The following is a 23,391-nucleotide window of genomic DNA, read 5'->3' as shown; positions in this document are numbered from 1 at the left end:
GGACGGCGGCACGAACCGTCCACCGCCACTCATCCGAAAGGAACACCCATGACGAAGGCTGTCATCGTCGATGCCGTCCGCCTCGCGTCCGGCAAGGGCAAGCCGGGCGGCGCCCTCTCCGGCACTCACCCCGTCGAGATGCTCGCGCAGGTGCTGCGCGCGCTCGTCGAGCGCAACGATCTCGATCCCGCGATGGTCGACGACGTCATCGGCGGCTGCGTCCAGCAGGTCGGCGAACAGGCCCTCAACATCTCCCGCACCGCCCTGCTCTCGGCCGGCTTCCCGGATTCGGTGCCCGCCACCACGATCGACCGCCAGTGTGGATCGAGCCAGCAGGCCGCGCACTTCGCCGCGCAGGGTGTCATGGCCGGCGCCTACGACATCGTCATCGCGTGCGGCGTCGAGTCGATGAGCCGGATCCCCATGGGCACGTCCCCCATCGGGCAGGACACGGCCGGCCCGGGCATCGCCGCCCGGTACCCGGAAGGGCTTATCCATCAGGGCATCTCGGCCGAGCTGATCGCCGCCAAGTGGAACCTCGACCGCGCAACCCTCGACGCATACTCGGCCGAGTCGCACCGCCGCGCGGCCGCCGCAGCCGAGTCCGGATTCTTCGACGCCGAGATCGTGCCGGTCACCGTCACCACCGGAGCGGGCGAGACGGTCGAGCACACCACGGACGAGACGGTCCGAGCCGCCACCACTGCCGACGGTCTGGCCACCCTGCGGTCCGCATTCCGCACCGACGCGTTCGCGCAGCGATTCCCCGAAGCCCAGTGGCACATCACCCCCGGCAACTCCTCGCCCTTCACCGACGGCGCCTCCGCAGTGCTGATCATGAGCGAGGACATGGCGAACAAGCTGGGGCTGACCCCCCGTGCCCGGTTCCACTCGTTCGCCGTCACCGGCGACGACCCGATGTTCATGCTCACGGCCCCCATCCCGGCCACCCACAAGGTCCTCGCCAAGGCGGGACTCGGCATCGACGACATCGACGCCTACGAGGTCAACGAGGCCTTCGCCCCCGTTCCGCTGATGTGGGCGCACGAGTTCGGTGCCGACCCCGCCAAGCTCAACCCCCGCGGCGGCGCGATCGCCCTCGGCCACGCCCTCGGTTCCTCCGGTACCCGCCTGCTCACCACGCTCGTCAACCATCTCGAGGCCACCGGCGGCCGCTACGGTCTGCAGACCATGTGCGAGGGTGCTGGCATGGCGAATGCCACCATCATCGAGCGAATCTGAATCACAAGCACATCCGGAAGGAACATCGCATGATCGTCAACGACAGCGTCGCACTCGTCACCGGCGGCGCGTCCGGCCTCGGCCTCGCCACCGTCAAGGCTCTCCACGAGCAGGGCGCCAGCGTCGTCATCCTCGACCTGCCCTCCTCGAACGGTGAGGCCGTCGCCAAGGAACTCGGCGACCGCGTCCGCTTCGCCGCCGGCGACGTCACCGACGAGGCCTCGGTCATCGCGGCCCTGGATCTCGCCGAGTCGCTCGGCCCGCTGCGGGTCACCGTCAACTGCGCCGGCATCGGCAACGCCATCAAGACCGTCGGCAAGCAGGGTGCCTTCCCGCTCGCCGACTTCAACCGCGTCATCAACATCAACCTCGTCGGCACGTTCAACGTGCTCCGTCTTGCGGCCGAACGCATCTCGAAGACCGAGCCGGTCGACGGCGAGCGCGGCGTGATCATCAACACCGCGTCCGTCGCGGCGTTCGACGGCCAGATCGGCCAGGCCGCCTACTCCGCGTCTAAGGGCGGCGTCGTCGGCATGACCCTGCCGATCGCCCGCGACCTCGCATCGCTGCTGATCCGCGTCGTCACGATCGCTCCGGGCCTGTTCAAGACCCCGCTGCTGGCCGGGCTGCCCGAGGCCGCGCAGGCGTCCCTCGGCCAGCAGGTCCCCCACCCGTCGCGTCTCGGCGACCCCGCCGAGTACGGCTCGCTCGCAGCGCACATCGTCTCCAACCCGATGCTCAACGGCGAGGTCATCCGCCTCGACGGCGCCATCCGCATGGCACCGCGCTGATCATCTCGGAGTGAGGGCGGGGTACGACCCGCTGTACCGCCATCACCCTGCGCGGGTCGGGTGCCATCCAGCACCCGACCCGCGCGACCATCGAGCCTGAAGTAGAGAAACCGATGCAACGTAAGCACTTCGAAGCCGACCACGAGGACTACCGCGCGACCGTCCGCGAGTTCCTCGCGCGCGAGATCGAACCCCACTACCCGAAGTGGGAGGAGGATCGACTCATCGATCGCTCCGCGTGGATTGCTGCCGGCCGGTCCGGCATCGTCGGACTCGGCATTCCCGAGGAGTGCGGCGGCGCCGGCGTGACCGACTATCGCTTCCGGCAGGTTGTGTTCGACGAGATCGCCCGGACTGGAACCACCTCATTCGGCGCCAGTCTGAGCGTGCACGACGACATCGTCGTCCCGTACATCGTGCACCTCGGCACCGACGAGCAGAAGGCGCGCTGGCTGCCTCGGATGGCGAGCGGTGAGCTGATCGGCGCGATCGCGATGACCGAACCCGGGGCCGGATCGGACCTGCAGGGTGTTCGGACCACCGCGGTCCGGGACGGCGACGAGTGGGTGATCAACGGCCAGAAGACGTTCATCACCAATGGAATCCACTCCGACCTCGTGATCGTCGTGTGCCGTACCGACCCCGACGCGGGGTCGAAGGGCTTCTCCCTCGTCGTCGTCGAGCGTGATACGCCCGGATTCAGCCGGGGGCGGAAGCTTCACAAGGTGGGACTCGCGGCGCAGGACACCGCCGAGCTGGTCTTCGAGGATGTGCGCGTGCCGGCCGAGAACCTACTCGGAACGGAGGGAAGAGGATTCATCCACCTGATGGAGAACCTTCCCCTCGAACGGATCTCTATCGCCGTGTCCGCCATCACCTCCGCCCGCGCGGCGTACGAGTGGACGAAGAACTACGCGTTCGAGCGAAAGGCGTTCGGAAAGCCGATCGGTGATCTGCAAAACACCCGATTCGCTCTCGCCGAGATGCGCACGGAGATCGAGGTCACCGAATCACACATCGACCGCGCCGTTCTCGCGCTGAATGCGGGCGAGCTCACTGCCGTGGACGCATCGATGAGCAAGTGGTGGGCGACCGAACTGCAGAAGCGTGTCGTGGACCGCTGCGTGCAGTTGCACGGCGGCTACGGCTACATGATGGAGTACCCGATCGGCCGCGCCTACGTCGACAGCCGGATCCAGACCATCTACGGCGGCACCACCGAGATCATGAAGGAGATCATCGGTCGGGACATCGCCTCCGAATTCCGCTGACGAACGCCGACAACATGTTTCCTACCACCGAGGAGCACAGATGGAATTGATCGCAGTCCTGGAATTGACCTTCAAGCCGGAATCCCTGGACTCCGCGCGTGAGGTGATGACGCGAGTGCTCGAGGAGACTCGGGCGTTCCCCGGCTGCCTCGGCGTGAAGTCGGTTGTCGACACCAAGAGCCCCCACGTCTGGCGCTTCGTCGAGACCTGGCAATCGGCCGAGCACGACGCCGCATATCGCAAGTTCCGAGCCGGCGAGGGCGCGATCACCGATCTCGGGCCGCTGCTCGCCGGCCCGCCCTCGCTGGTGACGGGAACCGTCGACCCGCACATCTGACGAGCGCAACAGATTCTCGAACGAACCGAGGTCTCCTGCCGTGTAGTGGATCCAACCGGATGTCACATCACGACAGGAGACCTTCGTCGTCGAGGCCGAGGGCGCCGATACACATCCGATCCAGCGTATCGAGGAGATTTTCCTCGTTCGCCTCGTCGCCCTGGACCAGCCACAGATACAAGGTGTGGTCGACCATCGCGGCCATGGCACGCGCAGCCATCACAGGATCGAGGGACTCTCGAACCTGGCCCTGTTCCTGCCAGCGGGCGATAGCCCGGGACGTCCGCTCGATCAGCTTTCGTCGGTGCTCGTGGCGGAGCGCGCGGAATTCGTTGTTGAACGTCGCCACCTGCTCCACGATCGCCATCAACTTCGCATTGCGCTGGTAGGCCTGATAGTACGAGCGGTTCGATGCAACCAGTCTCGCGGCCGGCGACAGGTCCGGGTCGAGGGGTTCACGCCGATGCACATCCTCGAACAGACGCGTGCTCAACTCCTCGAACACGTCTTCCTTGGACTCGAAGTACCGGTAGAACGTCCCGTACGAGACCCCCGCTTCCTGCGCGATCTGCTCGACCCGGGTATCGAGAAAGCCGACGTCCTCGAAGACCTTCCGGGCTGCGTCGAGCAGTCCATCGCGGGTCTTTCTGCCGCGCGCGGTCAATGCGGCGACGGGCGGCGTCGAGGATCCCGTGTTGGCCGATGACTTACTCACTCGGACGAGTCTCGCAACAACCTGACATGACTGTCAAGTCATGTCGGGTTGTTGCGCCGAACATGAGTGATCACACCAGCGTAGACCCGTCCCGCAAAGGTCCGATCCGATCCGGCTCAGCTCCGTGACGGGTCGAGCAGATGCCGGGGGTTCGCGACGCTCAGTCGGGCGAGCACCGCGGTCGACACAGCCCGACGGACACCGGCGTCGGCGTACGAAAGCGTCCCCACCCGAATTCGCTCGGCGAGATCGACTTCGGACGCGCAGCCCAGACCTGCGAGCAGATCCCGCAGATGGCCGGAACGGTCGTCGGCACCGAGTTCCCGCCCCGCGATGCCCAGCAGGTTGATGCAGATGCGCAGCAGGTATCGCTCCCGTTCGTGCGCATCGGTCAACGCGGGGGCCACCTCGTCACGCAGGGTGCCGGAGACCAGTTCCAGGATCTCCGGGAGGCTCGGTCGGTCGTGCAGCGACGGCGCCGCCGGCGCGGCATCCTGTGCCCGATCGATGTCGCCGAGCAGGCCGAGGATCAGGAGCAGGTCGTACTCCGACTCACACACCCGCCGTCCGATCGCGGCCAGCTCGATCGACCTCTCGGCGCCGCCGAGGTGCCGCTCGGCCTGGAACCGGCTCAGCACCAACCACCTCAGCGTTCCGAAGGTCTCCCACCAGTGCAGTTCGCTCTCCGACGGCCGAATACCCGTGGCGCGTGCATAGCCGTCGAGCAACTGGCCGCGGGTGCCGATCCCGGCGACCGGCGGCTCCGCACCGAACCGCCACGCACGCACGCAGAGCCAGCCGAGGTCCTCGATCGGATCACCCAGGTGAGCAAGTTCCCAGTCCAGCACCCCGCGGATACCGGTGCCGTCGACAAGCACGTTGCCGAGACGGAAGTCACCGTGCACCAACGCATCTGGACGCTTAGAGGGTCGGTGTTCACGGAGCCATCGAAGCCCGACCTCGACCGCGGGACGCGGTTCCTCCAAGCCCTGGTACACCGCCTCGATCGCATCCAACGGGTCGCCGGCGTCGAGCATCCCCAGAGTGTCGACGTCCGCCTGGTGGATCAGTCCGAGAACGTGACCCATGTCCTCGGCGAGATGCGCCCGCACCTCGTCGAGTTCGGGGTCCCGCTGCAGTTTCCGTGGGATCGACTCGCCGTCGACCTTGTCCATCAACAGAAACGGGGCGTCGATGCCCGGCGCCGTGTCGCCGGACGCGAGCAGGCCGGGCACCGGCACCCCGGCCGCGGAGGCGGCCCGCAGGCATGCCGCCTCCGCGCGCATCCGGTCGGCGTCGCCGTGCCCGGGCGGATCCCGGCGCAGCACGACCGCCAGCGACCGGCCGTCCGCGCTGTGAGCGTCGACCGCCCACACCTGACGGCTGGCCCCGCCGGTCAGCTGGCGGGGCTCGCCGACGGTCATCTCCGTGCCGGAGGCGTCGCTCAGAACGACGCGGATTCCGTCACCGAGGCTGCCGGGAACGTGTGTCACCGCCATGGTGCGGCACCCGGGTCGCGCAGCAGTCGGCGTGCGGTCGACATGCGATGCACCTCGTCCGGCCCGTCGTAGATGCGGGCGTAGCGGGCCTGCCGGTACATCCGTTCGAGCGGCGTGTCGGCGGTCAGCCCGAGCGCACCATGCACCTGGATCGCGCGGTCGACGACATCGTGCAGCATCCGGGCACCCCAGAACTTCACCAGACCGATCTGCACCCGCGCGTCCTCGCCCGAGTCCATCACACGCGCGGCATCGAGGGTCATCAGGCGGGCTGCGTGGATCTGCGCCGCGGACTCGGCGATGTACCGGTGGACCTCGCCCTTCTCGGCGAGCAGCGATCCGTGCACGTAGCGGGTGTTCGCGCGCTCGCACATCAACTCGTACGCGCGCTGCGCCTGACCGAGCCAGCGCATGCAGTGGAAGATCCGGCCGGGCCCGAGCCGGTCCTGGGCGACGACGAAGCCCTTGCCTCGTTCGCCGAGCAGGTTGGCGGACGGCACCCGGACGTCGGTGAGGCGAACCTCGTAGTGGTCGCTGGGGTCGTGTCCCATGGTCGGGATCGACCGGACGATGTCGAACCCGGGGGTGTCGGTCGGCACGATGATCGCACTGATCCGGGAGTGCCGCGGCGTCGACTCGGGCTCGGTGCGGGCGAAGACGGAGCAATACCCGGCATCCGCGACGCCCGTGGTGAACCACTTGCGCCCGTTGATGACCCAGGTGTCGCCGTCCAGTTCCGCGCGTGTCTCGATCAGAGTGGGATCGGAGCCCGCCGTGTCGGGTTCGGTCAGACCGACCGACGGCAGGAACTCCCCCGCGACGATCGGCGGAATCCACCGCCGCTTCTGTTCCTCGGTGCCGTGCCGGTGGAGCATCAGAGTGTCCTGCATGGACACCGAACCGACGGCCAGCTGCCCGAACTCGGACCGGCCGATGACCTCGTTGAGATGGACGAAGTCGAGGAACGGGACTCCGCCGCCACCCACATCCGCGGGATGGCCCAGTGCCCACAGACCCAGTTCCTTTGCCCGCGAGCACAGCTGGTCGAGCGCCTTGTGGGCGACCTCGTCCTCCTTCGCGAGGACGGGTTCCGCCGGGATCACCTCGTCGTCGATGAACGCGCGCATTCGCGCACACAGATCGGCGACGTGTCCTTCGGGATGGTTCACGGTCATGAATGCCTCCTGGTGGCTGCGGCGGCTTCGTGCAGGGCTCGGGTGGCGGCGGAGTCGACGTACTCGTCGATGCGGCAGATGCGCCCGTCCACGACGTGGACGAACAGGGCAGCCGGCACCTCCAGCGGGCCGTGTCCGGCGAGGGTGCCGCGGACGACGTGCTGCTGAACGAATCCGTCGGGCAGCAGGTGGCGGCGGATGTCCTCGTACCGGAAGTCCTCGAGAGTCCGGGAGAGCCAGCGCAGGGTGCGGAGGTTCTCCGTAACCGTCTGCTCCTGCCCGTCGTCGTTGTGCCAGATGCGCGCGTCCGGCGAATACAGTTCGGTGAGTGCCCCCTCGTCGCCGCCGCAGACGGCAGCAAAGAAGCGATCGGCGAGGTCATTCATGCGAAAAGGCTTCTCCTCAAGGCAGTTACACGTGGCCGACCATCCCCCAGCCGGAGCGGCCGCACTGTTGACAGACGACGTGGCCACGGATGAAACTATCCAAGAAGGTGACATGACTGTCAAGTCATGATTTGCCCCAGTCTCGGCACGCCGCTCCCCCGAAAGGACCGCAATGAAGGCCACCAATCCGAAGTTCGAGTTCGGCGGAATCAATCACCTCGCGCTCGTGTGCTCGGACATGCAGCGCACCATCGACTTCTACTCGGGAACCCTGGGTATGCCGCTCGTCAAGACACTCGATCTTCCCGGCAACCTCGGACAGCACTTCTTCTTCGACTGCGGAGGCGGGGACACACTGGCGTTCTTCTGGCTGGCGGACGCGCCGGACCCGGTTCCCGGAATCTCCGCCCCGGCGGGACTACCCGACCGGAGCGAGCTCGTCAGCGCGGTCGGCTCGATGAATCACGTCGCGTTCGCCGTCCCGCCGGAGAAGTTCGACGAGTACCGCAAGCGACTCAAGGCGGACGGGGTGCCGCTGAGCATCGTTCTCAACCACGACGACAGCCCGGAGGGCGCGTCGCGAGAGATCCATGCCGGCACCTTCGTCCGGTCCTTCTACTTCCAGGACCCGGACGGCATCCTCCTCGAATTTGCCTGCTGGACCCGCGAGTTCACCGAGGCCGACGTCTCACACGAACCGAAGGCCGCCGCCGACCGCCGCGTCCCCAGCGCCTCCTGACATCCCGAAAGGAACACCCATGCCCCGACTTCGTGAGGTCCCCCGCGCAGAAGTGACCGACGAGAAGATCCTCTTCTTCTACGACCGACTGTTCGGCCCCGACAAGGACCCCGCCGTCGACCACGGCACCATCCACGCCACCCCCGGCGACTGGTGGACGGTATTCGCCCAGTCCCCCGACGTGTTCCGCCACGCCGTGCGCGGATTCGCTCTCTACCGCAACGCCACCCTCGACCCCCTGCTGCGCGAACTCGGCCAGGCCCGCGCCGGGTATGCACGCGGCAGCCAGTTCGTCTTCTCTCAGCACTGCAAGCAGATGCGCTCCCTCGGCATGAGCGAGGAGAAGATCGCCGCCCTCCCCCACTGGCAGATCAGCGACCAGTTCACAGAACTCGAACGCGCCGTCCTGGCGTACACCGACGCCCTCGTCCATGACGGCGGCCGCGTGCCCGACGGGGTGTTCACCGTCCTCCAGACGAACCTGTCGGACAAGCAGATCATGGAACTGACGTACATCACCTGCATGTACGACATGCATGCCACGATCTGCCGCGCACTGCGACTCGAATTCGACGACCGGCCCGAGCCCGTCGAAGAAGTCCGCGTCCCTGAAGGCATCGTGGTCGCCGACCTCTCCGCCGACCTGTCAGGAGAATGACCACCCGTCTGCCGAACGCAGGTAACTCGTTCGCCGACTTGTCACTCGACCCGGGACCGCTTGGACGGGCCCCACGAAGGCAACCGCGCGCAGTAGCCGGTCGCTGAACGACCAAAGGTCTCCTGCCGTGACATCACCGACAGGAGACCTTTCGTCGTCTGTGCCCACGCGACTCGTGAAACAAACAGAGCCAGCGCAAGCAACGACGCAGACCGGGATCGAACGTCAGCTGGTCGCCTGGTTGGCGATGCCGGCCGACCGCAACGCGGCCCATTGGTTCTCGTCCACACCGGCCAGCGTGGCGAGGACCTCACGGGTGTGCTCACCGAGACCCGGCCCCGGCACGGGAGCCGCCGGCTGGGACCTGGAGAACTTGGGGACGACGCCGGCTGCGGGGACTGCCACACCGAACTGGTTGACCAGGCGCACCACCATGTCCCGCGCGGCGTAGTGCGGGTCGGCCAGCATGTCCGGGGCAGTGTAGATTCGCCCGGCCGGAACGCCGTTGTCCTCCATGGTCTTCAACAGCACATCGGAATTCAGCGTCGACGTCCAGGCGCCGATGATGGTGTCGATGTCGATCATGTTGTCGCCTCGCGGGCCGTGTTCGGCGAACCTCGGGTCGTCGGCGAGCTCGGGCCGGCCCATCGCGGTGCAGAGCCTACGGAAGACGTTGTCGGCGTTGGCCGCGATGATCACCTCGGCTCCATCGGACGTGGGATACACGTTCGACGGCGCAACTCGGGGTAGCACCGATCCGGTGCGTCCGCGGGTCACGCCCGCGATCTCGTGATCGGCCATCGTCGATTCCATCAGGGCCGCCACTGCCTCGTAGATCGCGACGTCCACCTCCTGGCCCCGGCCGCTCACCGACCGCTCGTGAACCGCGGCGAGCGTCCCGATCACGGCGAACAGGGCCGCCAGGGAATCTCCGAGGCTGATGCCTACGCGGGTGGGGGGAAGTTCGGGATTTCCCGTCGTATGCCGGATGCCGCCCATCGCCTCCCCGACGCTGCCGAAACCGGCATCCGTCGCGCGTGGCCCGTTCTGGCCGAACCCCGAGACGTGCACCAGGATGATGCGCGGGTTGATTGCCGAGAGGGCCGGGTAGTCGAGTTCCCACTTCGCAAGCGTGCCGGGCCTGAAGTTCTCGAGAACGATGTCGGCCTCGGCGACCAGCTTGCGAATCAGCTCCCGGCCGTCGGGCTGACGCAGGTCGATCGCGACCGACTTCTTGTTCCGCGCGATCGAGGGCCACCACAGGCTTTCGCCGTCGACCGTGACACCCCACCGCCGCATCGAGTCGCCGGAGCCGGGCGCCTCGATCTTCAGAACCTCAGCCCCGTAATCGCCCAGAAGCTGCCCCGCGAAGGGGCCGGCGATGAAACTCCCCAGTTCGAGCACGCGCAGGCCGCTGAGCGGACCATTAGATGTAGCCATGGAGAAATTGTACACAATCTTGCCCATATGAACGGCTAAAGGCGCGAAACACCCGATTCCTGCATACAAAGGAGGCCATCCTGTCGGGATAGGCTTGCCGTGAATCGACCCACATACGACGAAGAGGCACCGTGGCAACCACTCCGCAGGCACCGGGTCAGGTCGCCTACTCCCAGATCCGCCAGGCGATCGTCGAAGGACGCTACAAGCCCGGCCAGCGCCTGATCGAGCAACGGATCGCCGAGGAGTTCTCACTGTCCCGCACCCCCGTGCGAGAGGCCCTCCGACGACTCGAGGCCGAGGGCCTCGTGCTCAGCGAACCGAACCGGGGGGCCATCGTGCGCACCCTGTCGACGGCCGACGTGTCGGATCTGTACGGACTGCGCGCCCGGCTCGAGGCCTACGCCGCCGAACTGGCGGCCGAGCGCATCGACCCCGCCACCCGGGAGCTGCTCGACGCGGGGATCGACGCTTTCGCTCTCGCGCTGGCAGACACGACAGTGGACGCGGTCGATCGTGTTCGGGCCGTCGACACCGCGAACAGCCAGATCCACGGGGCGATCATGGCCGGCGCCAAGCACGAGCGGCTGAGCCGCTTGCTCGAACGCACCACCGACGTCCCGTTGGTCTTCCAAGCATTCCGCCAATACGATCGCGCCCAAACCGAGCGCTCACACCTGTTCCACCAGCTCATCCGCGATGCAATCGTCGCCGGGGACGGTCACCGAGCATCCGCGCTGATGCACGAGCACGTCCTCCAGGGTCGCGACGTGCTCCTCGCCCACCTCGCAGCAACCAGCAGCGGCGAGGTGGACGAACTGTTCGGCGTATCAGCCTGGGAAGCCGCCGGCACGGGCGAGCTGGCCGGGAACCGGAGCGCCGAGCACCCCACCGAGCCAGTCTGACGCCTCGATCAACTCGGGCAGCCGTGCACCCGAGGCGATACCACTGCGGTCGAGGAGATAGACCAGATCCTCGGTCGCGATGTTGCCGGTGGCGTCCGGCGCGAAGGGGCACCCGCCGATCCCACCGATCGAGGAGTCCAGCACCGTCACCCCCGCGTCGATGGCCGCGATCGCGTTCGCATAGCCGGTGTTGCGGGTGTTGTGGAAGTGGCAGCGCAACCGAGTTCCGGGTGCGGCCGCCGCGGTCCCCGCGACCAGCCGGGCGACCTGGGCGGGCACCCCGACCCCGATCGTGTCGGCCAGCGCGATCTCGCCCACCCCTAGCTCGGCCACCTGGCTGGCCAGGGCGAGGACCGCGGACTCGGGAACCTCCCCCTCGAACGGACAACCGAATGCGGTGGCGATGGTGACCGACACCCCGACGCCGGCGGCGCGCGCGTCATCGACGAGGTCTCGCACGGTCTGCACCGAGTCCGCGACCGACATGCGCTGGTTGCGCAGGCTGAAGGTCTCGGACGCCACGACGACGCAGTTGACCTCGTCCACGCCGGCAGCCACCGCACGATCGAAGCCACGACGATTGAGGACGAGTCCGCTGTAGGAGACGTCTGCGCGGCGCGGCACCCCCGCCATGACGGCCTCCGCGTCGGCCATCTGCGGAACCGCAGCAGGGTGAACGAAGCTGGTGGCCTCGATACGACGCAACCCTGACGCGATCGCGCGCTCGATCAGTGCGATCTTGTCTGCCGTCGAGACGTGCACCGCCTCGTTCTGCAGCCCGTCACGGGGGCTCACCTCGACGATCTCCACAGTCTCTCCTCCACTACTCGGCTACGGCGAACCGCGCGCCCATCCAGCAATATTGTATACAAACTAGACGATCATCGGTCGGCGCCGCGGGCGCATCCCCAGAGGAGAGCCACCACTTACCACGGAATCATTGCGGTCGGCGGCGAATGCCACCTCCACCGTGCGGCAACCGCTCCCCACGGCAGCCGGCGACCCCGGCAACAGCAAAAGCAACACAGGCAAGGATTCCCCGCCGCCGAACCGCGAGCACCTCTCCGTCGAACCGATGGTCAATATGCGCAGTGCTACAACACTATTGGTGGCCACCTTACGAAGGTGCGGGAACTTGCATCCACGGCTCAGCCAACGCCTTCGCGGTAGCGCGCCCGCAACCCTCCTCGTCAACGCCCGGGCAGCCCCGCGACACACCTCGACCGCCAGCCACGGACCGCGCCAAGGTTCGCCATTTCATACAATCGTTCAACCCTTGGCCCGGTTCATGCGGCTCACCCAGGACAGGCACTTGTGACCTGGGGCACTTTCAAGCTAGATTGTGTGCAATCCACGCCGTTCGGTCTCGTACTCATTGGAGCCCCACATGCTTTTCAGTGACCTTCTCCGGCGCAACGCCACTCGTTTCCCCCGCCGGACCGCGCTCGCAATGGACGATGGATCCGACGCACGGACGTACGCCGAGCTCTACCAACGTGCCCTGCGCCTGGCCAACGGCTTGAGCGGCCTTGCGGCCCCCGGTGACCGAGTAGCACTGCTGTCCGAGAACAACCTCGAGTACGTGGAGGCCTACTACGGCGTCCCGACCGCCGGAATGGTTCTGACCCTGCTCAACTTCCGGCTGCACCCCAAGGAGTGGGTCTGGATCCTGAACGACTCGGGGGCCCGCGTGCTGATGGTGGAGTCGAAGTACCTCGAGGCCATCGTCGACCATCGCTCCGAGCTCACGAGCGTCGAGCACATCATCGTGATCGGTGGGGAGGCCACGGGCTTCACGCCCTACGAGAACGTGCTGCGGTCCGCGTCGACGATCGCCCCGCAGCTGAGTATCAGCGACGACGACGACGCGTGGCTCCTGTACACCAGCGGAACGACGGGCAAGCCCAAGGGGGCTCGGCTGACCCATCGCAACCTCAACACCGCACTGATCCAGTCCGCAATCGAATACGAACCGAAGCCCGATACCTGCTTCCTCAACGCAATGCCCCTGTGCCACATCGCCGGCTACCTGACCCCGCTGCACCAGTTCCACGGCGGCTCGGTGCTGATGATGTCGGGCTGGGATCCCGAGCGGTGGATGCAGTTGGTGCAGGAGAACCGCGTGACCAGCGGTGGCTTCGCTCCGACCATGATGCAGATGCTGCTCGCGCACCCGAAGATCAACGACTACGACCTCACCAGCCTGGAGTGGATGGGCTACGGGGCATCGAAGATCCCTGCAGATGTGTTGCGCCACACCATCGATCGGTTCGGACCGGTCGTCTACGCCGGCATGGGAATGACCGAGCTCGGTGGCAACATGCTCACCCTCGACAAAGCGGCGCACGTTCGAGCGGCACACGGCGAGGAGCACCTGCTCGACGCCGTCGGCAAACCGATGTCGCTGGTCGATGTCCGCGTCGTCGATCCGCTCGGTGAGGACTGCGCGATCGGTGAGGTCGGTGAGATCGTCGTCCGGGGCGACCAGGTGACGAAGGGTTACCTCGGCAATCCCGAGGCGAACGCCCAAGCTTTCGAGGGCGGCTGGTTCCACACCGGGGACCTGGCACATCAGGACGAGGAGGGCTTCCTCTACATCGTCGATCGCGCCAAGGACATGATCATTTCCGGCGGGGAGAACGTGTACTCCAGCGAGGTCGAGAACGCCATCTACACCCACCCCGACGTCCTGGGCGCGGCCGTGATCGGAACGCCTGACGAGAAGTGGGGCGAGCTCGTCACCGCCGTCGTCGTCCGCAAGCCCGGTACCCAGCTGACCGCCGACGACGTTGTCAGCAGCTGCAGGTCGCAACTCGCCGCCTTCAAGCAGCCCCGCAAGGTCATCTTCATCGACGAGATGCCGCAGACCGTGAGCGGCAAGATCCGCAAGAACGTCCTGCGCGAGCAGTTCACAACCAACTGACACCACATCCGCTGGCGCACGAACCGAGGAGAAACCCGATGTCTTTCAACGTAGTCACCACGGGACTGAAGTTTCCCGAGGGGCCCGTAGCACTACCGAACGGCGACGTGCTGGTCGTCGAGATTCACCGCGGCACGCTCACACGGGTGACCGCCGACGGCACCACCACCGTGGTCGCGGAACTCGGCGGGGGCCCCAACGGCACCGCGATCGGTCCCGACGGTCGCGCATACATCGCCAACTGCGGAGGGATGAACGCGACGGAGGCATACGGCTACGTCTTCGCAGGCGGCACCCCCGAGGACTACACCGGCGGCAGCATTCAGGCCGTCGACCTCGAAACCGGCGAGGTCGAGACGCTCTACACCGAATGCGACGGCGTCGAGCTCCGCGGCCCCAACGACATCGTCTTCGACACGCACGGCGGCTTCTACTTCACCGACCACGGCAAGAGCAACGGCCTGACGAGCGATCAGGGCCGCGTCTACTACGGCGCCGGTGATGGCTCGTCCATCCGCCTGGTCGCCTCGGAAATGAATGGCCCCAACGGGATCGGCCTGTCCCCGGACGGCACACGCCTCTACGTCAGTGAAACCTACACGGCGCGCGTGTGGTGGTGGGAGGTCACCGGGCCGGGTGAGATCGCCGGCGGCCGTACTCTCGCCGGCTCCGGCGGTGGCAACTTCCTCTACGCATCTCCCGACTTCCGCTACTTCGACTCACTGGGCGTCGAGGCGAACGGCAACGTCTGCGTCGCATCACTGGCCACGCCCGGCATCTGCGTGATCAGCCCTGACGGCGAGTTGGTCGAATTCGTCAGCATCGACACCGACGGCGATCCCGGCATCACGAACATCTGCTGGGGCGGGCAGGACATGCGAACCGCGTACATCACCGCATCGAGCACCGGCAAACTGCTCCGATTCGACTGGCCCCGAGCCGGTCTGGTTCTCAACAACCAAGCGGCCCTGGTCTGATCGAGCCCCCCGAGCCGGAGAACTCGGCAAGCTGCGCGGTTCCGCTGGGCGTGCACACGGCGACCTGCCATGTGCACGCCCAATGCTCGCTGTCGGCTTGTCCGGCCGGGGCTTGTCAGTAGTGCTCGATGTGGGCCCGGATCGTTCCATCGACTCGCACCCAACCCTTCCCTCGCGCGTACGCCCGCATTGCCTGGAAGCCGGCCCGCCAATCGTCACCGGCACCATCCGCGTCGGCCAGTCGCGCGACCGCCGCAACAGTTATCCAGGCATGCTCATCGATCGTCTCCCCCACCCGTACAGCCTCGAGAGCCTTTCCAACTCCGACGATCTCGTAGTCGGCCGGTGCACACACCGCAAACTCGGTGAAGGTGTCCCGATCCTCCAACCGAACGGCACCGAACTCGTCTACCACGAATTGCATGACTGATCCTCGATCTCGAGTGCGCAGGGAAGGCAGAGACTCCCCGCTGAAGCTTGCCCGCGCCCGGAGGCTCTTGACCGCTGAGGCTGTGAGAGACGCGGCTCCAGAAGGGCCGGCCGGGGTCGCTACCTGCGGGACCCCAGAGCGAACCTGTTTCCAAACCCGACTCGAGAGCCTCAGCGCCATACCGTCTTTCGGATTCGCGACCTTCGCTCCGGGTCTTGACGCGACTCAAAACTGAAACTAACGTCACTTTTAGATATTTTGTGACTCGCGCCACCGGAGGGAACATCACATGGAACTGGGCGTCATGAGCCTCGGCGACCACCTGCCCAACCCGCACACAGGGATTCGCACTTCACAAGGCGAGCGACTGCGCTCCATCGTCGACAGCTCGGTGGAAGCCGAGAGCATGGGATTCGCCATGGTCGCGCTGGGAGAGCACCACTTCAACGACTACATCATCTCTTCACCGCAGCTCATGCTCGCCGCGATCGCCGAGCGGACGGAGAAGATCCGACTGGCTACCGCCGTAACCCTGCTGGCAACCTCGGATCCCGTTCGTGTGGCCGAAGATTTCGCGACGCTCGACCAGTTGTCCGGGGGTCGGGCCGAACTCGTCGTCGGACGCGGCATCAACCCTGAAACCTACGCGGCATTCGGCGGTCTGGACCCCAAGCAGGGCCACGCCATCATGGGCGAGAAGATCCAACTGCTGGCTCAGCTCTGGAACTCGAAGGAGCCCTTCAGCTGGTCCGGCGAGTTCCGCGGACCGCTCGAGAACGTGCAGCTCAAGCCCTCGCCGCTCGCGGGTGCGCCCCGCTTGTGGATGGGCACCGGCACTACCGAGGAGTCAGTCCGACGCACAGCCGCGCAGGGGCTACCCCTGATGCTGCCCAGCATCTTTGCCCGCATCGATACATGGGGCCCGCTCGTGGAGATCTACCGCGAGCTCATGGCGGAGCAGGGCAAGCAGCCGGTGGTCGGCTCCTGCAGCTACATTCACGTGGCACCTGCCAGCCAGACCGCACGCGAACAGTGGCGCCCCTACTTGACCGGGTACGTCACGTGGGCACGCCAACTGCTCGGCAACAAGTCCCCCGTGAACTACGAGGAACTGATCGAGGGAACGGCTATGTGCGGCAGCCCCGAAGAGGTTGTCGAGCGCATGAACACGTTCAAGGAGGTCATCGATCCCGACATGCACCTGGCGGTCTTCGACGTGGGCGGTCTCCCGCACGAGCTCCTCGTCGACAACATGCGGCTGTTCTCGGCCGAAGTGATGCCCAAGCTGTGAAATCGTCCTCGTCGGCGGTGTCGATACGATTGCCTGCAACACCGGGACCGGAGGAGAGCCGCGTGGCGCAGACGAAACGAACCGACCACCAACGGGTCGGGGCCAAGGGTCGTCAGACAGAACAGACGATCAAGGACGCGGCCCGCAAGGTCTTTGCACGCGACGGCTATCTCAATGCCAGGATCACCGACATCGCCGACGAGGCCGGGAAATCTCCGGCCACGCTGTACAACTACTTCGACAACAAGAAGGAGATCCTCGGCGCATTGCTGGAGGACTTCCTGGAATACGTACTCGACGAGGGGGACGATGCCGAACCCCTCGACGAGTACACGTCGGAATCACTGCGATCGGCTGTGGCGACTTTCTGGCGGGCATACACCGAATTCATTCCCGAGCTGGTCGGGGTCACCCACGCGGCTACTACGGACCCGGATTTCGTGCAGGTGTGGATGCAGATCCGAGAGGTCGGTGTCCGCAAGATCGGAGCCCGGATCAAGATTCTGCAAGCCGAGGGAGCAACCGATCCAAACCTGAACCCGTATGTTGCCGCGTCAGCGCTCTCCTCGATGCTCGAGCACAGCTGCTACCTGTGGCTGGGCACGAACGCGCAGGGTACGGGGCGGCCGGCATCGGACGACCAGGCGATCGACACGATCAGCTACCTGTGGTCGCATGCGCTCGGGATCACCGAACCACGGTCGGACGGACCGCGCCGAGCACGTACGTAGCGACCTCCGGCCGGCACAACGACGACGACCGCCGATCGACCCCGAAGCCCTCCAGGAGAGCGGGTCGACCGGGGGTCGTTCCGTCCGTTGGATGTACGACCATGTCCGAACTCGCCCCGCGCCTATCGGCGAGTTCCTGGGCTGCGCCATGAGAGCATCTCTGGCTGAACGGAATTCAACTATAGAGCCGATACAACGTCAGCTTTGGGCGTGGTTCAAATCCGATCGTCCGCTGAATCGTCATCGGAACTCTTTGCGCAGGAATGAGTTCGGGAATCCGGTCAGGCATCCGAGGGCCCCACCCTTCACGAGGAGGCTGGTTCGGTCAGCAGGTGCGCCACCACGGGCAGCGACGCGTCCGCGTCGCCGCGCTGGCCGCGCGAGGCGACCGGCGCCTGGGCCAGCGCACCCTCCGAGACCTCGAAGTCGTGCCGCCACTCGACGAACGTGCGGTGCTCCACCATCAACCAGCGTCCGTCGCGGCGCTCGAATCGGTCGAGGTAGCGGCCGCCTGCAATGCCCTCGTAGTCCTGCTCGCGGCCATCCCAGAAGGCGTCGGCGGGAGCCGTCGGCGGAACCCGGTGGTAGGCGGTGACATAGGTCTCGACCACAGCAGTGTCGCCGGCGAAGGAGAAGAGCATGTTGCCGATCTGGTGCTGGGTCCGCACCAGCGCGCCCATCGAGACGCGCGCACCGGCCACCATCTCCTGCCAGGTCTTCTCGGTGTCGATGAAGACGGTTCGCCCATCCTCGTGGAACACGCTGGGCATGAGGTCCCATCTGTTCCGGTCGACCGCGTGGCAGAACCGGGTAACCACGTCGGCGATCTCTGCCCTGTCGACCAGCCGTGCCGGGTCCACCCGGCCGGGTTCGCCGGTGCGCCAGGCCTCGATGACCGGCGCCGAGATGTCGGTGTCGCCCTGCCCGCGCGACTGCGACGGCGCGTTGGACAAGGCACCCTCGCGTACCGGTCGATGGTTGCGCCACTCCGTCAGCAGACGCCGGTCGGCGATCCGCCAGAGCCCGTCGCGGCGCTCGAAGCGGTCGATGTACCGCGCGCCGAGCATGACCTCGTACGCCTCCCCGGTGCCGCCGAACGACCCGCCCGGAGGTGCGTCCCGCGGGACCTGATGGAAGGCGGTCACATAGGTTTCGACGTGTGCGACGTCGCCGTCGAAGGCGATCTGGATGTTGCCGACCTGGTGGTGTGTCGGCCCGATCGGCTCGAGCAGGGCCGATCCCTGGGCCACGAACTCGCGCCAGTGACCGCCGAGCGCCGACGACAGCCGGCAGGTCGCATCCTCGTGGAACACCGAGTCCATGAGCCACCAGCGTCGACGGTCGGTTGCGTGGCAGTACCTGTGGATCACATCGGCGATCTCGGCTCGGGCCGCTATCGATTCGAGTGTGTACTCAGCGTGCATGTGCCGCTCACTCCTGCGTTTCGGCGGCCGCACTCGCCGGCAGTTCGCACGAAGCGGTGCCGTCGTCATTCAGCACACAGACGGGGCAATCTTCCTGATCCTCGCCGAACGCGAGGTCAGCAGCCTTCATCATCTCCACCAGGACGTGATGGCGATCCGACTTGGGCACGCGAGGATCACGCGCAGGCTGCAAGCCGAGCGCGACCATCGACTCGAGCTGCCGGTATCCGGCGGTGGTCGGGTCCACGATCGGGACGCTCGCGCGCGACGCGAGCACATCGGCGACAGGACTCATGCAGTTGCAGCCGAGAATGACCGACTCGGCGCCGTCCTGCACCGCAAGCTCGATCTCGGCGAGGATGCGCTCGATCATGTGTTCGCGCCCGGACCTCATCTGAGTGAGGAAGTTGTCCTCGTCTGCCAGTGTGCTCTGCTCGTCCGGAGTCGAGACGTAGCGCACCGAAATACATTGCTGTCCAACAGGGTTCTCACGGATGAGCCGCTCGTAGACGAAACGCATTGTCTCCGGCCAGATCGTGACGATGCTGAACCGGCCTCCGAGCGCCGCCGCCGCCAGCAGGCTCGCCTGCCCGCTACCGACGACCGGAATGTCGACGGCGGCACGCGCGGCCGCGAGACCGTAGTCCGGGACCCCACCGATCAGGACCCCGGCATATCCGTCGCGGCCGGCTCGAATGGCCGCTTCCGCGTAGGCCATATCGGAGAGAAGCAGGTCGGTCGCATCGGCGGGGGTGATTCGAATCTCGGTATCCACCACGTCGACGGCGAAGCCGGGCGTGATCAGGTGCTCGGGAACCCGAGTCCCCTCCCGCTGCGCGCCGCCCTTCAGTTCCAAATATGCGATCCGCTTGGTCAATTGATTCTCCTCGATTGCGAGAGTGAGCGCCGTCACTTCGTCGGAGGCTATCAGAAACCAGTTCTTTCGAGAAGAGAAATTCGGAGGTGCGCCTAGGGTGGGATCCGGGCGCGATGGCCGAAAACATCTACGCCATAGGTAGTCCGGAAGATTCAGCCGCGGCGAAGGCGTGCACCCCCATGTACGACGCGGAAGGCGGTCGGCCATACACTCTCGGCCGATCGCCTTCCGATGTGGGAATGAATTCTTCAGTGAGTAAGCAACTTTGGCGTGGACATCACGTCGAACTGCTCACGCAGCACTCAGTCTGCCGATCATCACTGCGCGGCTCGATAGACATCACCGTGCTCAACGCGCATAACCTTCTTGTCGAGCTTTCCAACGCTCGTGCGCGGAAGCTTGTCGACATACAGGACCGTGTCAGGGAGCTGCCACTTGGCGAAGGCACCTTCGAGCAGCGCGTGGATCTCGGCGAGCGCAACTTCCTCCCCGTCCGTGGTCACCATGATCACGACCGGACGTTCCTGCCATTTCGGATGCTCGACACCGATCACGGCCGCCTCCGCCACCCGAGGATGGGCAATGATCGCGTTTTCCATGTCGATCGACGAAATCCATTCGCCACCACTCTTGATGACATCCTTGAGCCGGTCCGCGAGCTTGAGGTAGCCGTTCTCATCGATGGTCCCGATGTCGCCGCTTCGCCAGTAGCCGTCGAGGAACCTGTCGGCGTCGTCATCGAGCTTGTGGTACCGCGCGGTGATCCAGGGTCCCCGCAGCAGGACCTCACCCTTACTGGTGCCGTCGTGCGGCAGGTCGTTGCCCTCCGGATCCACGATCCGCACATCGACACCGCCCGCGGGAAGACCCTGGTAACGCTTGATGTTCCACCACTCGTCCTCCGTCACCTTGCCCTGCAAGGTCACCTTGCGGCCGTAGTTGACGAACGCCATCGGCGCGGTCTCGGTGGCCCCGTACGCATGGATGAAGTCGGCACCGGTCGAGTAGTGGAACCCACGCATGAGCGAGAGCGCGGGCTCGGTGGCGCCGGACAACAGCCGGGTACGGCTGAAGTCCGGTTTGACGTCGAGCGTCTCGATGTAGTCGAGCATCGGCTGGAAGATCGCGGGGGCGCCGTTCGCGACCGTCACGTTCTCGGCGATCATCACGTCCGCCAGCATGTCGGTGTCGCCTGCCGAATAGCGCCCGGGCAGAACGATCTTGGCCGCGACGAAGACGGCCGACTGCGGCAGACCCCAGGACTGGCTGTGGAACATCGGCGTGATCAGCATGACCGCGTCGGCGGCGCTCATCGCATAGGACGAGGCCTGCGTCAGGGTGTGCAGGTAGATCGCTCGATGCGAGTAGTACACGCCCTTCGGCCGGCCGGTGGTGCCGGTCGTGTAGCACGCGCTGTAGGCGGAGCTCTCGTCGATCATCGGCCAGTCGATCTCCGGGGACGCCTTCGCCACCAGGTCCTCGAAATGGCGGACATTCGGCAACGTCGTGGTGATCTCCGAGAGAGGCTTGTCGGACATCACCACCCAGGTGACCTCCGGTGCAAACGGTGCCACCGATTCGGCGACGCTCAGCAGGCTTTCGTCGACCAGGACGACAGACGCACCGCCGTGCGTGGCGACGTAACCCACGTCCTCGGGCGCCAGGCGCAGATTCATCTGCAGCATCACCGCCCCGGTGCCCGGGATTGCCCAGTAGAGCTCGAAATGCCGCTTGCTGTTCCAGTCCAGGATCCCCACCACGTCGCCGGGTTTCACGCCCAGGTCGGCCAGGGCGTTGGCGATGCGCTTGATGCGCGCGTACGCGTCGGCGTAGGTGTAACGGTCCCATCCCCCGTCGCCGGTGCGATAGACGATCTCACGCTCCGGGTAGTTGCGAGCCGAGTGACGAATCAGCGTGGTCGTGTTGAGCTGGTACGAGTCGTCATTCGTCGACGGGTGTCCCTTGACAATCGCGGTCATTGCGCGCTCCTCGGATCCGGTTGTTCTACTGGTGCTGCTCGCCCCACCGGTAACGCCGGGGCCCTGACCACGATGCAGAAACGAATCGTTCTGCATTGCAGAACGTCTCTCTGACTCAGAGTTGCACGGGTCCACAACGCAAGTCAAGACGTGAAGGCCGAAAACTGAAGCCGCCCGGAGACTCTCAGTCACCCGACGCGAAGTGGAGAACCGCAGCGTCGCGCCGACGAATCGCCCGGCGGTGCATCGTCAGTCCCGCGAAGCCGAATCATCCACCGAGAGCGCGTGCACCATCGCAAGCGCAAGGCCCGTGTACTCCCGTGCGATCTCTTGCGGCGACGGGCTCATGCCCTGCCTGTACCAATCGGCCACGGCAACGCACATCGTGACGATCGCCGTGGCGGTCGACGACGCCGACACGGTTCCGGCCTGCCCCGCATCACGGCATGCCTCCACCGCCGCCTGAACAATCTCCCGAACCTTCTGTCTGGCCTGGATGTGCAGCGATCGGCCGGACTCGTCCAGCGACCGCAGTTCAGTGGACGCGAGAACCGCCGAGGACTGACGGTACGTATGGAAGAGGATCACGCACTCGACGAGATTCGCCAACCGTTCGGCTGGTGAATCTGCTTCGGCGTCTGCGGCCACGCATCGACTGATCAGCTCGGCCATCGCGCCTTGCAGCAATTCAGTGAGCAGAGCCTCCTTGCTCTCCACGTGGTAGTAGACGCCAGCCATCGACATGCCGCACCGGTCGGCGATCATCCTGACCGTGGCGGCGTGGTAGCCGACCTCCACGAAGACATCCAGCGCCGTTCGAAAGACCGGGTTGAGCTCCAGCGGCTCGAAGTCTCGCCAGTCATGGAACCGTGGGCCGGCAGGCACAGGCGGATGCAGATCCAGCGGCACCTCGAGCGCGGCCGAGAGAGCCCGCAAACGTTCCTGACCCGGCACGCTCTTGCCGTTCTCGAACTCGCTCAGCGACGACGGGCTCATGCCCACGAGTTGAGCCAGCTGACGGAGCCCGACCTCACGCTCGATACGCGCTGCGCGAATCCTGGCGCCCAGCCCCTCCGCACCGACCAGTTCCGCCCGCTCCACGAGCACCACGGTATCCCGCCCGACACACGATCACCCAGCTAGACGGCCACCATCCACAACGATGGCCTGTCCGGTCACGTAGGCCGCATCGTCGCTCGCGACGAAAAGAAGCCGTCTCGCGGCCGATCCCCGAGCCTGCACCCTTGACGATTACTGATCTGTCCTCAAACCGGTTACGAGCAGTCACTCCGACACCCTCTTCGACGTACCGACTCTGCAAAGCAGAAGCGATCTCTGATCGAGAGAATGCCATGGCGAGGGGATCGCCGTCAATAGCATGATCACCACTCGTTCGAAACTTAGCGATCGATAGGTCTTGACGAGCCGAACAGGCGGCAATACGGTCTTCATGACACATCCGAGCGATGCGTGTCACCGCACAAGGCGAATGCGGGCCGGCAGCCACGGAACCCGGAAGTGGGCCCGCCGGCGCGCCGGCGACCAACTTCTTCAGCTCGGACGACAACCTGCCCGAGCATGCAGCCCGGACCCGCAAGTTG

22 protein-coding genes are annotated in these 23,391 nt (G+C 65.9%); 11 read left to right on the top strand and 11 right to left on the bottom strand.

The window, feature by feature from the left end; all coding sequences use genetic code 11:
- Positions 1-48: 48 nt before the first annotated feature.
- The 4 genes from ABI214_RS16680 (at position 49) to ABI214_RS16665 (ending at position 3,641) form a co-directional block, all read left to right on the top strand.
- On the top strand, positions 49-1,242 hold the full coding sequence (locus ABI214_RS16680) for a thiolase family protein (protein ID WP_348603632.1): 1,194 nt from the start codon (positions 49-51) through the stop codon (positions 1,240-1,242).
- Between the two features lie 29 nt (positions 1,243-1,271).
- Positions 1,272-2,033 (top strand): 3-hydroxyacyl-CoA dehydrogenase, encoded by a 762-nt coding sequence (locus ABI214_RS16675; RefSeq protein ID WP_348603631.1) that lies wholly within the window; start codon positions 1,272-1,274, stop codon positions 2,031-2,033.
- 113 nt (positions 2,034-2,146) lie between these two features.
- Complete coding sequence (locus ABI214_RS16670; RefSeq protein ID WP_348603630.1) at positions 2,147-3,304, top strand: acyl-CoA dehydrogenase family protein; 1,158 nt, start codon at positions 2,147-2,149, stop codon at positions 3,302-3,304.
- A gap of 40 nt (positions 3,305-3,344) precedes the next feature.
- A complete protein-coding gene (locus tag ABI214_RS16665) occupies positions 3,345-3,641 on the top strand; it encodes a putative quinol monooxygenase (RefSeq protein ID WP_348603629.1) in 297 nt (98 codons plus the stop codon).
- Positions 3,642-3,708: 67 nt separating this feature from the next.
- On the opposite strand, the gene ABI214_RS16660 is transcribed toward ABI214_RS16665, so the two are convergent.
- The 4 genes from ABI214_RS16660 to ABI214_RS16645 all read right to left on the bottom strand — a co-directional run bounded on the left by ABI214_RS16660 (position 3,709) and on the right by ABI214_RS16645 (position 7,416).
- Positions 3,709-4,356, bottom strand: coding sequence for a TetR/AcrR family transcriptional regulator (locus ABI214_RS16660; RefSeq protein WP_348603628.1), 648 nt, complete (start codon positions 4,354-4,356; stop codon positions 3,709-3,711).
- 116 nt (positions 4,357-4,472) lie between these two features.
- A complete protein-coding gene (locus ABI214_RS16655; RefSeq protein ID WP_348603627.1) occupies positions 4,473-5,855 on the bottom strand; it encodes a phosphotransferase family protein in 1,383 nt (460 codons plus the stop codon).
- Positions 5,846-7,030 carry an acyl-CoA dehydrogenase family protein gene (locus ABI214_RS16650; RefSeq protein WP_348603626.1) on the bottom strand — a complete coding sequence of 395 codons (1,185 nt, stop codon included), beginning with the start codon at positions 7,028-7,030 and terminating at the stop codon, positions 5,846-5,848. Before ABI214_RS16650 ends, ABI214_RS16655 begins: the two co-directional genes overlap by 10 nt.
- The gene (locus ABI214_RS16645) at positions 7,027-7,416 is read right to left on the bottom strand and encodes a nuclear transport factor 2 family protein (protein ID WP_348603625.1); all 390 of its coding nucleotides are present in this window, start codon (positions 7,414-7,416) and stop codon (positions 7,027-7,029) included. Before ABI214_RS16645 ends, ABI214_RS16650 begins: the two co-directional genes overlap by 4 nt.
- 172 nt (positions 7,417-7,588) lie before the next feature.
- On the opposite strand from ABI214_RS16645, the gene ABI214_RS16640 reads away from it, so the two are divergent.
- Together ABI214_RS16640 and ABI214_RS16635 are read left to right on the top strand one after the other, a co-directional pair.
- On the top strand, positions 7,589-8,155 hold the full coding sequence (locus tag ABI214_RS16640) for a VOC family protein (RefSeq protein ID WP_348603624.1): 567 nt from the start codon (positions 7,589-7,591) through the stop codon (positions 8,153-8,155).
- A gap of 19 nt (positions 8,156-8,174) precedes the next feature.
- Positions 8,175-8,813, top strand: coding sequence for a carboxymuconolactone decarboxylase family protein (locus ABI214_RS16635; protein ID WP_348603623.1), 639 nt, complete (start codon positions 8,175-8,177; stop codon positions 8,811-8,813).
- A gap of 225 nt (positions 8,814-9,038) precedes the next feature.
- Here ABI214_RS16635 and ABI214_RS16630 read toward each other — a convergent pair whose 3' ends face one another.
- A complete protein-coding gene (locus tag ABI214_RS16630; protein WP_348603622.1) occupies positions 9,039-10,280 on the bottom strand; it encodes a CaiB/BaiF CoA transferase family protein in 1,242 nt (413 codons plus the stop codon).
- Positions 10,281-10,384: 104 nt separating this feature from the next.
- Here ABI214_RS16630 and ABI214_RS16625 point away from each other — a divergent pair, with 104 nt between their 5' ends.
- Positions 10,385-11,158: a GntR family transcriptional regulator gene (locus tag ABI214_RS16625; RefSeq protein WP_348603621.1), complete on the top strand. Its 774-nt coding sequence runs from the start codon at positions 10,385-10,387 to the stop codon at positions 11,156-11,158.
- Here ABI214_RS16625 and ABI214_RS16620 read toward each other — a convergent pair.
- Complete coding sequence (locus ABI214_RS16620) at positions 11,084-11,968, bottom strand: hydroxymethylglutaryl-CoA lyase (RefSeq protein WP_348603620.1); 885 nt, start codon at positions 11,966-11,968, stop codon at positions 11,084-11,086. The genes ABI214_RS16625 and ABI214_RS16620 overlap by 75 nt on opposite strands.
- 577 nt (positions 11,969-12,545) lie before the next feature.
- On the opposite strand from ABI214_RS16620, the gene ABI214_RS16615 reads away from it, so the two are divergent.
- Together ABI214_RS16615 and ABI214_RS16610 are read left to right on the top strand one after the other, a co-directional pair.
- Entirely contained in the window at positions 12,546-14,081 is a 1,536-nt protein-coding gene (locus ABI214_RS16615; protein ID WP_348603619.1) for a class I adenylate-forming enzyme family protein, read from the top strand.
- 38 nt (positions 14,082-14,119) lie between these two features.
- Entirely contained in the window at positions 14,120-15,058 is a 939-nt protein-coding gene (locus tag ABI214_RS16610; RefSeq protein ID WP_348603618.1) for an SMP-30/gluconolactonase/LRE family protein, read from the top strand.
- Between the two features lie 115 nt (positions 15,059-15,173).
- Here the strand turns inward: ABI214_RS16610 and ABI214_RS16605 are convergent, their stop codons facing one another.
- Positions 15,174-15,482 (bottom strand): hypothetical protein, encoded by a 309-nt coding sequence (locus ABI214_RS16605; protein ID WP_348603617.1) that lies wholly within the window; start codon positions 15,480-15,482, stop codon positions 15,174-15,176.
- Positions 15,483-15,777: 295 nt separating this feature from the next.
- On the opposite strand from ABI214_RS16605, the gene ABI214_RS16600 reads away from it, so the two are divergent.
- The gene (locus ABI214_RS16600; RefSeq protein WP_348603616.1) at positions 15,778-16,779 is read left to right on the top strand and encodes an LLM class flavin-dependent oxidoreductase; all 1,002 of its coding nucleotides are present in this window, start codon (positions 15,778-15,780) and stop codon (positions 16,777-16,779) included.
- A 62-nt stretch (positions 16,780-16,841) separates the two neighbouring features.
- Positions 16,842-17,510: a TetR/AcrR family transcriptional regulator gene (locus tag ABI214_RS16595; RefSeq protein ID WP_348603615.1), complete on the top strand. Its 669-nt coding sequence runs from the start codon at positions 16,842-16,844 to the stop codon at positions 17,508-17,510.
- A 305-nt stretch (positions 17,511-17,815) separates the two neighbouring features.
- On the opposite strand, the gene ABI214_RS16590 is transcribed toward ABI214_RS16595, so the two are convergent.
- The 4 genes from ABI214_RS16590 to ABI214_RS16575 all read right to left on the bottom strand — a co-directional run bounded on the left by ABI214_RS16590 (position 17,816) and on the right by ABI214_RS16575 (position 22,891).
- A complete protein-coding gene (locus ABI214_RS16590; RefSeq protein WP_348603614.1) occupies positions 17,816-18,934 on the bottom strand; it encodes a nuclear transport factor 2 family protein in 1,119 nt (372 codons plus the stop codon).
- Between the two features lie 7 nt (positions 18,935-18,941).
- Positions 18,942-20,018: an aspartate/glutamate racemase family protein gene (locus ABI214_RS16585; RefSeq protein WP_348603613.1), complete on the bottom strand. Its 1,077-nt coding sequence runs from the start codon at positions 20,016-20,018 to the stop codon at positions 18,942-18,944.
- Positions 20,019-20,128: 110 nt separating this feature from the next.
- Complete coding sequence (locus ABI214_RS16580) at positions 20,129-21,790, bottom strand: long-chain-fatty-acid--CoA ligase (RefSeq protein ID WP_348611687.1); 1,662 nt, start codon at positions 21,788-21,790, stop codon at positions 20,129-20,131.
- A gap of 249 nt (positions 21,791-22,039) precedes the next feature.
- Positions 22,040-22,891 (bottom strand): TetR family transcriptional regulator, encoded by an 852-nt coding sequence (locus ABI214_RS16575; RefSeq protein ID WP_348603612.1) that lies wholly within the window; start codon positions 22,889-22,891, stop codon positions 22,040-22,042.
- Between the last annotated feature and the right edge of the window lie 500 nt (positions 22,892-23,391).

Source organism: Prescottella soli (assembly GCF_040024445.1).
Taxonomy (GTDB): domain Bacteria; phylum Actinomycetota; class Actinomycetes; order Mycobacteriales; family Mycobacteriaceae; genus Prescottella; species Prescottella soli.
The sequence above is the reverse complement of the archived record's forward strand: the minus strand, read 5'-3'. Positions and strand labels throughout refer to the sequence as shown.

What these genes read in the sequence shown, in the direction of transcription:
- ABI214_RS16640 (WP_348603624.1), top strand. Translation starts at nt 7,589, where the DNA reads ATGAAGGCCACCAATCCGAAGTTCGAGTTCGGCGGAATCAATCACCTC.
- ABI214_RS16600 (WP_348603616.1), top strand. Translation starts at nt 15,778, where the DNA reads ATGGAACTGGGCGTCATGAGCCTCGGCGACCACCTGCCCAACCCGCAC.
- ABI214_RS16630 (WP_348603622.1), bottom strand. Translation starts at nt 10,280, where the DNA reads ATGGGCAAGATTGTGTACAATTTCTCCATGGCTACATCTAATGGTCCG.
- ABI214_RS16655 (WP_348603627.1), bottom strand. Translation starts at nt 5,855, where the DNA reads ATGGCGGTGACACACGTTCCCGGCAGCCTCGGTGACGGAATCCGCGTC.
- ABI214_RS16605 (WP_348603617.1), bottom strand. Translation starts at nt 15,482, where the DNA reads ATGCAATTCGTGGTAGACGAGTTCGGTGCCGTTCGGTTGGAGGATCGG.
- ABI214_RS16680 (WP_348603632.1), top strand. Translation starts at nt 49, where the DNA reads ATGACGAAGGCTGTCATCGTCGATGCCGTCCGCCTCGCGTCCGGCAAG.
- ABI214_RS16610 (WP_348603618.1), top strand. Translation starts at nt 14,120, where the DNA reads ATGTCTTTCAACGTAGTCACCACGGGACTGAAGTTTCCCGAGGGGCCC.
- ABI214_RS16590 (WP_348603614.1), bottom strand. Translation starts at nt 18,934, where the DNA reads ATGCACGCTGAGTACACACTCGAATCGATAGCGGCCCGAGCCGAGATC.
- ABI214_RS16635 (WP_348603623.1), top strand. Translation starts at nt 8,175, where the DNA reads ATGCCCCGACTTCGTGAGGTCCCCCGCGCAGAAGTGACCGACGAGAAG.
- ABI214_RS16675 (WP_348603631.1), top strand. Translation starts at nt 1,272, where the DNA reads ATGATCGTCAACGACAGCGTCGCACTCGTCACCGGCGGCGCGTCCGGC.
- ABI214_RS16665 (WP_348603629.1), top strand. Translation starts at nt 3,345, where the DNA reads ATGGAATTGATCGCAGTCCTGGAATTGACCTTCAAGCCGGAATCCCTG.
- ABI214_RS16670 (WP_348603630.1), top strand. Translation starts at nt 2,147, where the DNA reads ATGCAACGTAAGCACTTCGAAGCCGACCACGAGGACTACCGCGCGACC.
- ABI214_RS16585 (WP_348603613.1), bottom strand. Translation starts at nt 20,018, where the DNA reads ATGGCCGACCGCCTTCCGCGTCGTACATGGGGGTGCACGCCTTCGCCG.
- ABI214_RS16645 (WP_348603625.1), bottom strand. Translation starts at nt 7,416, where the DNA reads ATGAATGACCTCGCCGATCGCTTCTTTGCTGCCGTCTGCGGCGGCGAC.
- ABI214_RS16615 (WP_348603619.1), top strand. Translation starts at nt 12,546, where the DNA reads ATGCTTTTCAGTGACCTTCTCCGGCGCAACGCCACTCGTTTCCCCCGC.
- ABI214_RS16580 (WP_348611687.1), bottom strand. Translation starts at nt 21,790, where the DNA reads ATGACCGCGATTGTCAAGGGACACCCGTCGACGAATGACGACTCGTAC.
- ABI214_RS16650 (WP_348603626.1), bottom strand. Translation starts at nt 7,030, where the DNA reads ATGACCGTGAACCATCCCGAAGGACACGTCGCCGATCTGTGTGCGCGA.